This window comes from Sphingopyxis indica (assembly GCF_032879645.1).
Lineage (GTDB): Bacteria > Pseudomonadota > Alphaproteobacteria > Sphingomonadales > Sphingomonadaceae > Sphingopyxis > Sphingopyxis indica.
Map to the genome: position 1 here is coordinate 773,596 of NZ_CP076394.1, position 14,348 is coordinate 787,943.

At 67.5% G+C, this 14,348-nt stretch carries 12 protein-coding genes; 11 read left to right on the top strand and 1 reads right to left on the bottom strand.

Features of this window, described 5'->3' with window-relative positions; translation table 11 throughout:
• Entirely contained in the window at nt 1–1,683 is a 1,683-nt protein-coding gene (locus KNJ79_RS03655) for an AMP-binding protein (protein ID WP_317152832.1), read from the bottom strand.
• Nucleotides 1,684–1,830: 147 nt separating this feature from the next.
• Between KNJ79_RS03655 and KNJ79_RS03660 the strand changes: the two genes are divergently transcribed.
• From KNJ79_RS03660 to KNJ79_RS03710, 11 genes are all read left to right on the top strand, one after another.
• The gene (locus tag KNJ79_RS03660; protein WP_317152833.1) at nt 1,831–2,367 is read left to right on the top strand and encodes a hypothetical protein; all 537 of its coding nucleotides are present in this window, start codon (nt 1,831–1,833) and stop codon (nt 2,365–2,367) included.
• A gap of 39 nt (nt 2,368–2,406) precedes the next feature.
• Nucleotides 2,407–4,242 (top strand): aminodeoxychorismate synthase component I, encoded by a 1,836-nt coding sequence (pabB, locus tag KNJ79_RS03665; RefSeq protein WP_317152834.1) that lies wholly within the window; start codon nt 2,407–2,409, stop codon nt 4,240–4,242.
• A 116-nt stretch (nt 4,243–4,358) separates the two neighbouring features.
• Nucleotides 4,359–5,570, top strand: a complete 1,212-nt coding sequence (locus tag KNJ79_RS03670) for a pyridoxal phosphate-dependent aminotransferase (RefSeq protein ID WP_317152835.1) — start codon at nt 4,359–4,361, stop codon at nt 5,568–5,570.
• Between the two features lie 762 nt (nt 5,571–6,332).
• The gene (gene msrA / locus KNJ79_RS03675; protein ID WP_317153854.1) at nt 6,333–7,001 is read left to right on the top strand and encodes a peptide-methionine (S)-S-oxide reductase MsrA; all 669 of its coding nucleotides are present in this window, start codon (nt 6,333–6,335) and stop codon (nt 6,999–7,001) included.
• 136 nt (nt 7,002–7,137) lie between these two features.
• A complete protein-coding gene (locus tag KNJ79_RS03680; protein WP_089215317.1) occupies nt 7,138–8,280 on the top strand; it encodes a serine hydrolase in 1,143 nt (380 codons plus the stop codon).
• Nucleotides 8,281–8,282: 2 nt separating this feature from the next.
• Complete coding sequence (locus KNJ79_RS03685; RefSeq protein WP_317152836.1) at nt 8,283–8,600, top strand: hypothetical protein; 318 nt, start codon at nt 8,283–8,285, stop codon at nt 8,598–8,600.
• Between the two features lie 126 nt (nt 8,601–8,726).
• The gene (sucC, locus tag KNJ79_RS03690; protein WP_089215239.1) at nt 8,727–9,935 is read left to right on the top strand and encodes an ADP-forming succinate--CoA ligase subunit beta; all 1,209 of its coding nucleotides are present in this window, start codon (nt 8,727–8,729) and stop codon (nt 9,933–9,935) included.
• Nucleotides 9,936–10,203: 268 nt separating this feature from the next.
• Nucleotides 10,204–10,953, top strand: coding sequence for an electron transfer flavoprotein subunit beta/FixA family protein (locus KNJ79_RS03695; RefSeq protein ID WP_317152837.1), 750 nt, complete (start codon nt 10,204–10,206; stop codon nt 10,951–10,953).
• Entirely contained in the window at nt 10,950–11,879 is a 930-nt protein-coding gene (locus tag KNJ79_RS03700) for an electron transfer flavoprotein subunit alpha/FixB family protein (protein ID WP_317152838.1), read from the top strand. Before KNJ79_RS03695 ends, KNJ79_RS03700 begins: the two co-directional genes overlap by 4 nt.
• 149 nt (nt 11,880–12,028) lie before the next feature.
• Nucleotides 12,029–13,270 carry a serine hydrolase domain-containing protein gene (locus KNJ79_RS03705; RefSeq protein WP_317152839.1) on the top strand — a complete coding sequence of 414 codons (1,242 nt, stop codon included), beginning with the start codon at nt 12,029–12,031 and terminating at the stop codon, nt 13,268–13,270.
• A gap of 71 nt (nt 13,271–13,341) precedes the next feature.
• On the top strand, nt 13,342–14,334 hold the full coding sequence (locus KNJ79_RS03710) for a cupin-like domain-containing protein (RefSeq protein ID WP_317152840.1): 993 nt from the start codon (nt 13,342–13,344) through the stop codon (nt 14,332–14,334).
• Nucleotides 14,335–14,348 lie beyond the last annotated feature (14 nt).

Genomic DNA, 14,348 nt, shown 5'->3' on the forward strand with positions numbered 1-14,348 from the left:
TCAGCCGCTCGCTTCGGCTCGCAGCGCCTTGCGGTCGAGCTTGCCGATCATTGTCTTGGGCAGCGCCCCTCGCACTTCGACCCCGACGACGCGCTCATGCTTGCCGAGCTGGGGGTTGAGCCATGCGGCAAGCGCCTCGCCCGAAACCTCGAACCCGTCCTCGATCGTCACGAAGGCTTTCGGCATCTCGCCATGATAGGCATCGGGGACGCCGAGGACGATCGCTTCCTTGACCGCGGGATGCTGGTGCAGCCGCGCCTCGATCACGCTCGGATAGACTTTGAAGCCGCCCACCGCGATCATATCCTTAAGCCGGTCGACGATCGCGATGTAGCCGTCGCCGTCGATCGTCGCGACGTCGCCGGTGCGCAGCCAGCCATCGGCGGTGAAGCTGTCCTTGTCGGCCTCGGGCCGGTTCCAATAGCCGCGCATCACCTGCGGCCCCTTGACCGCGAGTTCGCCGGGCTCGCCGGCGGGCGCGTCCTTCGACGGGTCTTCCTTGTCGAGCAGCCGGATGTGCGTCGCGGGGATCGGCTGGCCGATCGTCCCCGCCTTGACCGGGCCGTCATAGGGGTTGGTCGCGACGACCCCCGCGCTTTCGGTAAGGCCATAGCCCTCGACGAGCGAGGCGCCGGTTGCCGCGACGAATTTCTCGCGCAGCTCGGCGGGCATCGGCGCGCCGCCCGAGATGCAGACGCGCAGGCTGGAAAAATCGGTGCTCGCAAGATCGGGGTGGTCGAGCAGCGCCTGATACATCGTGGGCACCCCGGGGAGCGCCGTCGCCCTGGTCCGCGTGATCGTCTGCAGCGCCTGTTTCGCATCGAAGCGCGGCAGCATGGCGATCGTCCCGCCATTCAGGATCGTGCGGTTGAGCACGCAGGTATTGGCGAAGACGTGGAAGAAGGGCAGCACGCCGAGGATGCGGTCGGGGGCGTCATGGTCGGGGTCGATGATGTTCACCTGCCGCGCATTCGCCGTCAGATTCTGGTGCGTCAGCATCGCCCCCTTGGGCGTGCCCGTCGTGCCGCCCGTATATTGGATCAGCGCGACATCCTGTTCCGGGTCGATTGCGACGGGTATCGGCGCGCCGTCATTGTCGGTGAGCGCCGAGAAGCGGATCACGCGCGGATCGTCGGGCAGCGCCGTCACCTCGCGGCGCCGGAACAGGCGATAGAGCACCGACTTGGCGGCGGGCAGGGCGCCCGCGACCGATCCGACGACCAGCCGCTCGAGGCTCGACCCGTCGAGCACTTCCAGCGCGGTCGGCAGCAGGGCAGAGGCGCTCATCGTGAACAGGATTTCGGTTCCCGAATCCTCGACCTGCGCTTCGAGCTCGGCGACAGTGTAGAGCGGCGAGAAATTGACCACGGTGGCGCCCGCGGCGAGCGCGCCATAATAGGCCGCGACATAATGCGGAACGTTGGGAAGGAACAGCCCGACGCGGCTTCCCTTGCCGATGCCGAGGCTCTGGAGCCCGCGCGCGACGCGCGCCGCGCCGCCGGCGACCTCGGCGTAGGAGAAATGACGGCCCATGAAGTCGAGCATCGGCGCATCGCCCTTTCTCGCGACGCTCGCCGCCAGCATGTCGGGAAGCGACAGCGGCGCGAAGATCTGATCCCATTCGGCCGGATGGCGATAGTTGGTCGACCAGGAAAAGGGGCTGTTCACGGGCGCTTCCTTCATGCCTTCGCCTGCGGCGGCAGGGGCTTGCGCCAACCCTAGGCACCGGAACCGCGCGCCGCAATCCGTACCGCAAAGGCAGGGGCAGCGCTTGCAGCGCGGCCGGGCGGCGGCTAGGCAGAAGGCCGTCATTGCCGTCAGGGGGTCGCCATGCCGCATCCGTTACCGCGTCTTGCTGCGCCGTTCGCCGCCATCGTCGCGGTGATGGCCGTTCCTGCCACCGCGAAGGACAAGGAGCCGCTGCCGCGTCCGGCTGAGATCGAAGCGCTTTACGCCTGCCGCGACATCGCCGATCCGACCGAGCGGCTCGCCTGCTTCGATCGCACCGTCGGCGCCCTGTCGAGCGCCGACGAGGCGCGCGAGATCAGCTTTGCCGACAAGGAAACGGTGAAAAAGACGCGGCGCGGACTGTTCGGCTTTTCGCTGCCCGACCTCGGCCTGTTCGGCGGCGACGATGCCGACAAGATCGATCATATCGAGACGACCGTCGTGTCGGCGTCCGATGCCGGCTATGGCCGCTACCGCATCGAGATGGCCGACGGATCGGTGTGGGTTCAGACCGACAACGACATCATGCCGCTGCGGCCGCGTCCGGGTCAGAAGATCGAGATCAAGTCCGCGGCGCTGGGCACCTATTTCCTCAGCCTCGAAGGCCGCCCCTCGATTCGCGTCCGCCGCGAGCAATAGGGACGGGATTCGGACGAGCCGCCGCGGGAGAAGGACCCCGTGCTTCTGGGGGACAGCAAGTTGGCGGTCGATGCAAAGGCTCAGCCCTTCGTCCTGCTCGACGATGCGCGGTGCGAGGGGGCCGCGGCGGCGCGGCTGTTTCGCGGCCCCGTCGACACGCTGACGGCCAAATCCCCCGCCGACGTGCCCGCCTTGCTGGAGGCACTCGATGCGGCGCGGGCGCGGGGTCTGTATGCCGCGGGTTACCTCTCCTACGAAGCCGGAAAGGGGCTTTCCTCCGCATGGCGCGGCGGCGACGGCGGCGCACCGCGGGCGGACGGTCCGCTCGGCTGGTTCGGCTTGTTCGAACAGGTCGAGCGGATCGACGCCGAAGCGGTCGCGGACTGGCTGCCCGACCCGGCGGGCGCCTGGATCGGCGAGGTCGAACCGCGCGTCGCGCGCGCCGATTATGAAGCGGCGGTCGCGGCGGTGCTCGACCTGATCGCGGCGGGCGACATCTATCAGGCGAACCTGACCTTTCGCGCCGGCGTCCCCTTTGCCGGCAACCCGCTCGCCGTCTATGCGCGGCTGCGGCGCACCGCGCGCGCGGGCTATGGCGGCTTCGTCTGGACGGGGACGCAGGCGATCGCTTCGCTGTCGCCCGAACTTTTCTTCGCGCTGCGCGGCGGGCGGGTGGTCGCGCGCCCGATGAAGGGAACCGCGGCGCGGCTCGCCGACCGCGACGCCGACGCCGCCGCCGCCGCCGCGCTCGCGAGGGACCCCAAGCAGCGCGCCGAAAATCTGATGATCGTCGATCTGATCCGCAACGACCTGTCGCGGGTCGCGGTGGCGGGGTCGGTCGCGGTGCCCGACCTGTTCCGGGTCGAGAGCTTTCCGACGATCCATCAGCTCGTTTCCGACGTCGTCGCGACGCTGCCCGATGGGGCGGGAGCCACCGACGTGCTGCGCGCCGCCTTTCCCTGCGGGTCGATCACCGGCGCGCCCAAGGTGCGCGCGATGGAAATCATCGACGCGCTCGAGACGGATGCGCGCGGGCTCTACACCGGGTCGATCGGCTTCATCGCGCCGGACGGCGAGGCGGCGTTCAACGTTGCGATCCGCACATTGATCTTTCCACCGAGCGGGTTGCACGATGCGCCGGCTTGCGCCACGCTGGGTCTGGGTTCGGGAATCGTCGCCGACAGCCGTGCGAGCGAAGAGTGGCGCGAATGTCTGGCCAAGGGGGAATTTGTGGGCGCAGCGGGGGAAAGCTTCGACCTCATCGAAACGATGCAGTTCGATCCGGTCGAGGGCATTCAGCGACTGGAAGGGCATCTGGCGCGGATGAAGGCGAGCGCTGAGGCGCTCGGCTTCATCTTCGATCGCCACGGCGCGCGCAACAGCCTGCAATCGGCGACCTTCCGCCTGCGCCACGCGGCGCGGGTGCGGATGCGGCTCGCACCCTCGGGCGCGCTCGCGGTCGAAGTGTCGCCGCTGCCGCGCCTCGCCGAACTGCCGGTGCCGGTCGCGGTGTGCCCGGCACCGATGGCGGCGGATGATTTCCGCCTGACCCACAAGACGAGCCTGCGCGCCGTCTATGACGCCGCGCGCGAAGAGCGGGGCACGCCCGAAGTCGTCTTCGTCGACGAACCGGGCTTTGTCACCGAAGGAAGCTGGAGCAATATCTTCGTCGAGCGCGAGGGGCTGCTGCTGACCCCGCCGCTCGCGCTCGGGCTGCTCCCCGGCGTGCTGCGCGCCGAACTGATCGAAAAGGGGAGGGCCGTCGAATCGCACCTGCGCGTCGCCGACCTTGCGGACGGCTTCTTCATCGGCAATTCGCTGCGCGGCCTGGTGCCGGCGCGGCTTGCCGGCGGCGCGGCGGACGCGATAGGCTGACCTCGCCGCTGCATAGGTAAATTTTCCGCCGCCCGCCTTGCGATTTGCGGGCGGAGGCGATAGGCGCTGCCGCGCGCAATTTCCTGTCGAACCCGCTGCCACGGAAAGCCTCTTCCATGTCGCTCAAGCCGCACACGTCCGCTGCCCTCAACCGCATCCAGCCCTCCGCGACGCTCGCGATGACCGCGCGCGTGTCGGCGCTGAAAGCCGACGGGGTCGACGTGATCGGCCTGTCGGCGGGCGAGCCCGACTTCGACACCCCCGATTTCGTCAAGGAGGCCGCGATCGAGGCGATCCGCGCCGGGCAGACCAAATATACGCTCGTCGACGGCACGATGGCGCTCAAGGAAGCGATCCGCGGCAAGTTCCGCCGCGACAACGGGCTCGACTATGGGCTCGACCAGATCACGGTGAATGTCGGCGGCAAGCACACGCTGTTCAACGCGCTCGTCGCGACGGTCGATCCGGGCGACGAGGTGATCATTCCGGCGCCCTATTGGGTGAGCTATCCCGACATCGTCCATTTCGCCGGCGGCACGCCGGTGGTGATCGAGGCGTCGGCGGCGCAGCTCTACAAGATCACCCCCGAACAGCTCGACAAGGCGATCACGCCGAAGACGCGATGGGTCATCTTCAACTCGCCGTCGAATCCGTCGGGCGCGGCTTATTCGCCGGCGGAGATGGACGCGCTCGGCGAGGTCATCCGCCGCCACAGCCATGTGATGGTGATGACCGACGATATGTACGAGCATGTCTGGTACGCCGATTTCGCTTTCACCACGCTCGCGCAGCGCTGCCCCGACCTGGTCGATCGCATCCTGACGGTGAACGGCTGTTCGAAGGCCTATGCGATGACCGGCTGGCGCATCGGTTTCGCTGGCGGCCCCGCGTGGCTGATCAAGGCGATCGGCAAGCTGCAATCGCAGTCGACGTCGAACCCCTGTTCGGTGGCGCAGGCGGCGGCGGCGGCGGCGCTCGGCGGACCGCAGCAGTTCCTCGAAGAGCGCAACGCCGCCTTCAGGAAGCGCCGCGACATGGTCGTCGCGATGCTCAACGACGCGCCGGGGCTGAGCTGCCCCGTCCCCGACGGCGCCTTTTATGTCTATCCCGACGCGAGCGGCTGCATCGGCAAGCGCACCCCGGCCGGTCATGTGATCGACAGCGACGAAGCGCTGATCGACTATTTCCTCGATTCGGCGCGCGTCGCGGCGGTTCACGGCGGGGCCTTCGGCCTGTCGCCGGCGTTCCGCGTCTCCTATGCGACCTCCGAAGCGGTGCTCAAGGAAGCGTGCGTGCGCATCCAGCAGGCCTGCGCGGCGCTGAGCTGAGGGATAAGCCGGGACGGCGGGGTGCGGAATCGACCGAAGGCGGACATCGAAATCCTCCCCGCTTGCGGGGAGGGGGACCGCCGCCGAAGGCGGTGGTGGAGGGGGCTGTCGGCCTGACGCGCCGCCGAAGGACGCTACCCCCCTCCGTCAGCGCTTCGCGCTGCCACCTCCCCGCAAGCGGGGAGGATTTGAAACGTCCGCTCCCCACCCCTAAGCCGACTTCGAAAAAAACGCTGTCCTACATTGTCCGGCTGTGCCAGCCTTCGTCTCGGCTCTTTCGAGATGTGGATAAAAGCGATCACGGCCCGGTTTACGCATGCGGGGAACCGGCGCAGTATGTTCGGCAACCGCGCCCGATCGGCGGCTGCACAGGGCTGAACTTTACTGAACTTTGCAACGGCGCGGACCCGGCCCGCGATAACCGACGACCGCAACGTCCGTTTCCCGCCCCAACGCTACCCCCCCCCCCGTATCGGGGTCCTCCGCGCGGTCGATGCAAATGAATGCCAGACAACCGGCCGGTTCAGCGCAAAGTCAGCCGGCGCGTCTAAAAGTGACCCGCATCACTGCAACGGCGGCCGGGGCGCGCCACCGGTTGGGTGTAACCGGGACGGCATCGTCCCCGAATATCAGACCATGACCGAAAGAGACCGCCATGCTCGCCCTGCTTCGCTCCGATTGGCTTCCGACCATGCTCGCCGGCTTCGCGATCGGCACCCTGCTCGTGGTGCTCAAGACGCACGACATCGCGCTGCCGCTGTGATCGGGCGCGCCGGGCTCGCCGCGCTGGTGGCAGCGGTGGCCCTCGCGGGCTGCACGCCCGCCCAGGCGGAGAGCGTCGTCAGGCTGCCCGCCGCCACATTCGATCCCGCCGTCAAGGCGAGCCGCGCGACCGCGATCCTCGCCGGCGGCTGCTTCTGGGGCGTCGAGGGCGTCTTTTCGAACGTCAAGGGCGTGATCGCGGTCGAATCGGGCTATCATGGCGGCAGCAAGGCGAACGCCAGCTACGACCGCACCTCGACCGGCAGCACCGGCCACGCCGAATCGGTGCGCATCACCTATGACCCGCGCGTCGTCAGCTATGGTGACCTGCTGCGCATCCTGTTCTCGGTCGTCGCAGACCCGACGCTCAAGAACCGGCAGGGGCCCGACAGCGGCCCCCAATATCGCGCCGCGATCGTCCCGCTCGACGCCGCGCAACGCAAGGTTGCGGCCGCCTATCTCGCGCAGATCGGCAAGGGCGGTTATTTTGCGAAGCCGATCGTCGCGCGCGTCGAGCCTTATAAGGCCTTCTATCCGGCCGAAGCCTATCATCAGGATTTCATGCGGCGGCACCCCTCGAACGCCTATATCGTCCGGTGGGACGCGCCGAAGCTCGCGGCGCTCAAGCGCCTCTACCCCGCTATGGTGCGCGCGAAGCCCGCCCCTTGACGCGCCCGGGGTTCCCCCGCTTATCGTGCGCGAAGAATCGTTCGTCGCAAATGGCTGGCCGGAGTGGCGGCGCTGCAGAACGATGATCCCCGGCCGCCAGGGCCGGGGAGAGTTTTGGTTCGCATTCGGGGTTGCAATGAAGGTTGAATTTTCGGGCAGGCGCCTGCTCGCGGTCGTGTCGAGCGCGGTGGTGCTGGCGGGATGTGTCGGAAGCAGCGTGATCCCGGCGCCGCGGGCGGCGACCCCCGCGCCGCGCGCTGCAAACGGGGCGGCTGCGGTGCCGGTCGGAACCCCGGTGCGCACCGCGCCGCCGCCGGCGCCTGCGGGCGTGGTCGATCCGGGCTTCCAGCGTCCCCCGGCGGGCCTCGAGGCGCGCATCCACAGCCTGTGGCAGAGCTTTCCCGGCAAGACCGGAATTGCGGTCCAGCGCATCGACGGCGACTGGGCGTTTGCGGAGCGCGGCGACGACCTTTTCCCGCAGCAGAGCGTATCGAAGCTGTGGGTGACGCTGACCGTGCTCGACGCGATCGACCGCGGCGAATTGAGCTTTGACCAGAAGGTGCGGATCGGTCCCGAAGACCTGACCCTGTTCCACCAGCCGCTCGCGGCACGGGTGCGCAGCGAAGGGTCGGTGACGATGACGATCCGCGACCTCATCGAAACCGCGATCACGCACAGCGACAATACCGCGAACGATAGCCTGCTGCGCACCGTCGGCGGCCCCAAGGCGGTGAACGGCTTCATCGCGCGCAAGGATCTGGGCGCGATCCGCTTCGGACCCGGCGAGCGCCTGCTGCAAAGCGGCACCGCGGGACTCAAATGGCAGCAGGCCTATTCGTCGGGCTATGCCTTTCAAAAGGCGCGCGCCGAGCTGCCGGACTGGGTGCGGCAAAAGGCGATGGACTCCTATCTCGCCGACCCGCCCGACGGCGCGAGCCCGTCGGCGATCGCGCGCGCGCTGACGCGTCTCGCGCGCGGGGAGTTGCTCTCGCCCGAATCGACCAAATATGTGCTCGGGGTGATGAGCCGCACGCGCAGCGGCCCGAAGCGGCTCAAGGCGGGGCTACCCGCGGGCTGGGAGTTCATGCACAAGACCGGCACCGGCCAGGATTACAAGGGCATGACCGCGGGCTATAACGACATCGGCATCGCGACCGCGCCCGACGGCACCCGCTATGCGATCGTCGTGCTGCTCGGCACGACGACCTCGTCGGTCCCGGCGCGGATGGCACTGATGCAGGCGGTGTCGGGCGCCGTCGCGGACTATCACGGGCGATAGGCGTGCGACGCAAGCGCGCGGCGTGGCCGCTCCTGCTGCTGCCGCTCGCGCTCGCGGGCTGCGCGACGCCCGAGACGCGGCTGCGGAGCGAGCTCGCCGAAGCGGGGCTTTCCGAACCGATGGCGGCATGCATGGCCGATCGCATGGTCGACCGGCTGTCGCTGACGCAACTTCGCCGGCTCGCCTCGCTCGGCAGCCTCAAGAACGGGCGCGTCGCCGATCTGACGCTCGATCAGTTCCTTCATAAGGTCCGCGCGCTCAAGGACCCGGAGATATTGGCGGTATCAACGAGTTCCGCCGCCATTTGCGCGCTCGGCTGACCTATAGAAATTCTATCGCGTCCCGCGACGCCCCGCGACTTCCGAAGGGGTGGCAATCCGCGCTTCTTTGTGCTTAGGCGGCGCCGATCCTCTCCCGCTCCAGAGTCGAAAGGCCCGGCAGACCTCATGAACATCCACGAATATCAGGCGAAAGAATTGCTCGCGAAATATGGCGTCGCGGTGCCCAAGGGCATTGCCGCGATGAGCGTCGAAGAGGCGGTTGCCGCCGCGAAGCAGCTTCCCGGGCCGCTCTATGTCGTCAAGGCACAGATCCACGCCGGCGGCCGCGGCAAGGGCAAGTTCAAGGAACTTGGCCCCGACGCCAAGGGCGGCGTCCGCCTCGCCAAGACGCTCGATGAAGTCGAAGCTCATGCGAAAGAAATGCTCGGCAACACGCTGGTGACCGTTCAGACCGGCGAGGCTGGCAAGCAGGTCAACCGCCTCTACATCACCGACGGCGTCGACATCGGCAAGGAATTCTACCTCGCGCTGCTCGTCGACCGCGCGACGAGCCGCATCGCGGTGGTCGCCTCGACCGAGGGCGGCATGGACATCGAGGAGGTCGCGCACTCGACCCCCGAAAAGATCCACACGATCACGATCGACCCCGCCACCGGCCTGATGCCGCACCATGGCCGCGCGGTCGCCAAGGCGCTCGACCTCTCCGGCGACCTCGCCAAGCAGGCGGCGAAGATCCTCGAAGGCCTCTACAGGACCTTCCTCGCCACCGACGCGTCGCAGATCGAGATCAACCCGCTCGCCATCTGCCCGACCGCCGAGGGCGACAAGCTCTACGTCCTCGACGCCAAGGTCGGCTTCGATTCGAACGCGATGTTCCGCCACAAGGATCTCGCGGACCTGCGCGACCTGACCGAGGAAGACCCCGCCGAGGTCGAGGCGAGCGAATATGACCTCGCCTACATCAAGCTCGACGGCAACATCGGCTGCATGGTCAACGGCGCCGGCCTTGCGATGGCGACGATGGACATCATCAAGCTGAACGGGGCCTTCCCGGCGAACTTCCTCGACGTCGGCGGCGGCGCCAGCAAGGAAAAGGTCACGGCGGCGTTCAAGATCATCCTCAAGGACCCCGCCGTGCAGGGCATTCTCGTCAACATTTTCGGCGGCATCATGAAGTGCGACATCATCGCCGAGGGCATCGTCGCCGCGGCGAAGGAAGTGAATCTGTCGGTGCCGCTCGTCGTCCGCCTGGAGGGCACGAACGTCGAGAAGGGCAAGGAAATCCTCGCCAGCAGCGGCCTCGCGATCGTCCCGGCCAATGATCTGGGCGATGCGGCGAAGAAGATCGTCGCCGAGGTCGCGAAGGCGGCTTGATGACAGATTTCCCTCTCCCCTGGGGGGAGAGGGTTGCGCAGACTTGCCAGCTTGCTGGCTAGTCGAAGCTGGGTGAGGGTATGCGAGCCACGGGCTCGTGCGGAACTCCGCTCCGCCCACCCTCATCCAGGTTCGCCCCGGACTTGATCCGGGGCTCCCTGTCCTTCTCCCATCGAGGGAGAAGGGATAAACGGGTTCGACTGGTTGACGTTTACGTAAACGCCAATTATGGCGCGATGCACAATTTTTCGAGAGGAGCTGAAGAGCCATGAAAATCCTCGTCCCCGTGAAGCGGGTGCTCGATTACAACGTCAAGCCGCGGGTGAAATCCGACGGCACGGGCGTCGACCTGGCGAACGTCAAGATGTCGATGAACCCGTTCGACGAAATCGCGGTCGAAGAGGCGATCCGCCTCAAGGAAAAGGGCGTCGCGACCGAAATCGTCGCGGTGTCGATCGGCCCGACGAAGGCGCAGGAAACGCTGCGCACCGCGCTCGCGATGGGCGCCGACCGCGCGATCCTGGTGCAGACCGACGATGCCGTCGAGCCGCTCGCCATCGCGAAGATATTGAAGGCGATCGCCGATGCCGAAACCCCCGGCCTCGTCATCCTCGGCAAGCAGGCGATCGACGACGACAACAACCAGACCGGCCAGATGCTCGCCGCGCTGACCGGCTGGGCGCAGGGCACCTTCGCGAGCGCGGTCAATGTCGAGGGCGATAGCGTCAGCGTGACGCGCGAGGTCGACGGCGGGCTCGAGACGGTGAAGCTCAAGCTTCCCGCGATCGTCACCACCGACCTTCGCCTCAACGAGCCGCGCTATGCGAGCCTCCCCAACATCATGAAGGCGAAGTCGAAGCCGCTCGATACCAAGACGCCCGCCGACTACGGCGTCGACACGAGCCCGCGCGTCAAGCTGCTCAAGGTTTCGGAACCCCCCGTCCGCCAGGCGGGCATCAAGGTCGCCGACGTCGACGAACTGGTCGCCAAGCTGAAAGCCATGGGAGTGCATTCATGAAAACGCTTGTTTGGGTCGAACATGACGGCAGCGCCGTCAAAGACGCCACGCTCGCTGCGGTGACCGCGGCTTCGAAGCTCGGCGAAGTGCATCTGCTCGTCGCCGGCGAAGGTGTCGATGGCGTCGCAAAGGCGGCGGCGGAAATCGCGGGCGTGGGCAAGGTCCATGTCGCCGACAACGCCGCCTTCGCGCACAATCTGCCTGAAAATGTCGCGCCGATGATCGCCGGACTGATGGCGAGCCACGATGCGTTCGTCGCCCCCGCGACCACCACGGGCAAGAATATCGCGCCGCGCGTCGCCGCGCTGCTCGACGTGATGCAGATTTCGGACATCCTGTCGGTCGAGGGCGACAAGAGCTTCACCCGCCCGATCTACGCCGGCAACGCGATCGCGACCGTCGAGAGCTCGGACGCCAAGCTCGTCCTCACCGTGCGCGGCACGGCGTTCGAGAAGGCCGCTGCCAGCGGCGGCTCGGGTGCGATCGAAGCCGTGGATGGCGGCAGCGACGCCGGCATTTCGAGCTTCGTCGGCGCCGAGATCGCCAAGTCGGAACGCCCCGAGCTCACCTCGGCCAAGGTCATCGTCTCGGGCGGCCGCGCGCTCGGCTCGAGCGAAAAATATGAAGAGGTCATCGTCCCGCTCGCCGACAAGCTCGGCGCTGCATTGGGTGCCAGCCGCGCCGCGGTCGATGCGGGCTATGTCCCCAATGACTATCAGGTCGGCCAGACCGGCAAGATCGTCGCGCCGGAGGTCTATTTCGCGATCGGCATCTCGGGCGCGATCCAGCATCTCGCGGGCATGAAGGATTCGAAGACGATCGTCGCGATCAACAAGGATGAGGATGCGCCGATCTTCCAGGTCGCCGACCTCGGCCTCGTCGCCGACCTCTTCACCGCGGTGCCCGAGCTGACCAGCAAGATCTGATCGGGCGCAGCATTTGAATACGAATGGCGGTCCTGCGGGGCCGCCATTTCGTTTGATCGGCCGGCGGGCTTCCCGCAGAACCGTCCCGTCACGATAAAAGACGGGAGAGCAAAATGCGCCGATCCTTTTTCGCTCTGGCTGTTGCCGCAATGCCGCTTGTCGCGGCCCCGGCCGCCGCTCCGGCCCGGACCACAGCCGCTGCCCCCACGCTAGCCATAGACAAGGCCCGCATCGACGCCGCGCTCGCGGCGATGGTCGAAAGCGGGCGTGCCGCCGGCGTCTCGGCGCTCGTCTGGAAGGACGGGCGCGAGGTCTATTTCGGCACGGCGGGCATGGCCGACCGCGCCGCGGGCAAGCCGATGCGCCGCGACACGATCGCGCAAATCTTTTCGATGACCAAGCCGGTGACCGGCGTCGCGCTGATGCAATTGTGGGAAGCGGGCAAGGTCCGCCTCGACGATCCGCTCGCCAAATATCTTCCCGAATATGCGCAGATGCGCGTCTATGCGGGCAAGGACGATACGGGCGCGCCGCGCTATGTGCCCGCCGACCGCCCGATCACCGTGCGCGACATCATGCGCCACACCGCGGGCTTCGCCTATGGCGCGGGGCCGACGCCGGCGCACGACGCCTTCGTCGCCGCCGACCCGCTCGCGCTGACCAACAGCCTTGCGGAAGCAAGCCGCCGCATCGCCAGCGTGCCGCTGCTGTTCCAGCCGGGGACCGAGTGGAGCTATAGCGCGGCGGTCACCGTGCAGGCGGCGCTCGTCGAAAAGCTCGCGGGCGAACCCTTTGCCGATTATGTCCGCACCCACATCTTCGTGCCGCTCAAGATGACCGACACCGCGTGGCGCGAGCCCGAGGCGAAATTCGCCCGGCTGTCGGCCATGTACGCGATGAAGGACGGCAAGCTCGTTCAGCAGGACGCCGCCGAGACGCGCAAGCTCAACTTTCAGGACAATGCGCTGACCCCGGGCGGTTTCGGGCTCGCCTCGACGCTCGACGATTATCAGCGTTTCGCGCGGATGCTGCTGGGCGAAGGCGAACTCGACGGGGTGCGGATCCTGAGGCCCTCGACGGTGCGGCTGATGGCGACCGACCAGCTCGACCCCGCGGTGACCGAACGGCTGTGGCTGCCCGGCAAGGGCGCGGTCGGCTTCGGCCTCGATTTCGCGGTTCGCTATGCCCAGCCGCAGACGGCGGAAGAGAATCGCGGTGCAGTCGGCGAATTTTTCTGGGACGGTGCCGCCTCGACGCTGTTCTGGGTCGACCCCGCGAACAAGCTCACCGCGGTCTTCTTCGCCCAGACGATGCCGTTCGACGGGACGCTCCACCACGACATCCGCGCGGCGGTCTATGGCGCGGACTATAAGGGGCCGGCGGGCGATTGACGGCGGCGGCTGTCATGTTTCTGTCACCGCGGAGCGCTTGAGCGGGGCTTTGGCCGTCCGAGGAGTCCGACATGCCCCAGCCCGACAAGCGCGCCTTGCTCGCCGAGGGGCTTGCCGCGGGCGAGGATGACGCGGCGCTTCGCGCGCGCCTCGTCGGCGCGGGCGTGTCGGCGGCGTCGGCGAAATATGAGGTCGACCGGATCGTCAGGGACCCGATGGCCGCGGCGCTGCGCCGCCAGGGTGCGCGCATGGCGAAGCAGGGCTGGCTGCTCGCGAACCTCGACCGGCTCGCGCGCGAGGCCGACGGCGGCTTCGCGCTCGACACGCTCGACAGGCCCGACCCCGCGCCATTCTACCGCCATTATTATGAGGCCAACCGCCCGGCGAAGCTCACCGGCATCGTCGATCATTGGCCGGCGCTGACGCGCTGGTCGCTCGACCATTTCGAAGCGACCTGCGGAGCGGCAACGGTGGAAGCGCAGGTCGAGCGCGAGCGCGACGGCGACTATGAACTCGCCAAGGACGCGCACCGCCGCCTCGTGCGCTTCGCCGAACTGATCGACTGGCTGCGGGGGGATGCGGCGAGCAACGACATCTACCTGACCGCCTATAACAGCGGCACCAACGCGCAGGCGCTCGGGCCGCTGTGGGACGATCTCGCGCCCGTCGAACTGCTCGAAACGCGCGGGAATCGCGACGGCTTCTTCTGGCTCGGGCCGAGAGGAACGCTGACGCCGTGGCACCACGACCTCACCAATAATCTGCTCGTGCAGGTACTGGGGCGAAAGCGCGTGCGCATGGCGCCGCCGTGGGCTTTTGCGCGAATGAGGAACAGCCGCCACTGTTTCTCCGACTGGGCGAACGAACCGCTCCCCGCCGGACCGGGCGATGCCGGCACGCCGCCGGTGCTCGAAACGGTGATCGGCCCCGGCGAGGCCATTTTCCTCCCCGTGGGCTGGTGGCACCAGGTCGAGGCGCTCGACCTGTCGGCGAGCATGAGCTTCACCAACTTCCGCCGCCCCAATGCGCATGTCGAGGATTATGCGTCCTATGGGGCGTTGTAGGGCTTGCCTTCGTC

Bases quoted from the DNA above. Each gene is read 5' to 3' on its own strand.
- KNJ79_RS03680 (WP_089215317.1), top strand. From the start codon at position 7,138: ATGAAGGTTGAATTTTCGGGCAGGCGCCTGCTCGCGGTCGTGTCGAGC.
- KNJ79_RS03695 (WP_317152837.1), top strand. From the start codon at position 10,204: ATGAAAATCCTCGTCCCCGTGAAGCGGGTGCTCGATTACAACGTCAAG.
- KNJ79_RS03705 (WP_317152839.1), top strand. From the start codon at position 12,029: ATGCCGCTTGTCGCGGCCCCGGCCGCCGCTCCGGCCCGGACCACAGCC.
- sucC (WP_089215239.1), top strand. From the start codon at position 8,727: ATGAACATCCACGAATATCAGGCGAAAGAATTGCTCGCGAAATATGGC.
- KNJ79_RS03660 (WP_317152833.1), top strand. From the start codon at position 1,831: ATGCCGCATCCGTTACCGCGTCTTGCTGCGCCGTTCGCCGCCATCGTC.
- KNJ79_RS03700 (WP_317152838.1), top strand. From the start codon at position 10,950: ATGAAAACGCTTGTTTGGGTCGAACATGACGGCAGCGCCGTCAAAGAC.
- KNJ79_RS03670 (WP_317152835.1), top strand. From the start codon at position 4,359: ATGTCGCTCAAGCCGCACACGTCCGCTGCCCTCAACCGCATCCAGCCC.
- KNJ79_RS03710 (WP_317152840.1), top strand. From the start codon at position 13,342: ATGCCCCAGCCCGACAAGCGCGCCTTGCTCGCCGAGGGGCTTGCCGCG.
- KNJ79_RS03655 (WP_317152832.1), bottom strand. From the start codon at position 1,683: ATGAAGGAAGCGCCCGTGAACAGCCCCTTTTCCTGGTCGACCAACTAT.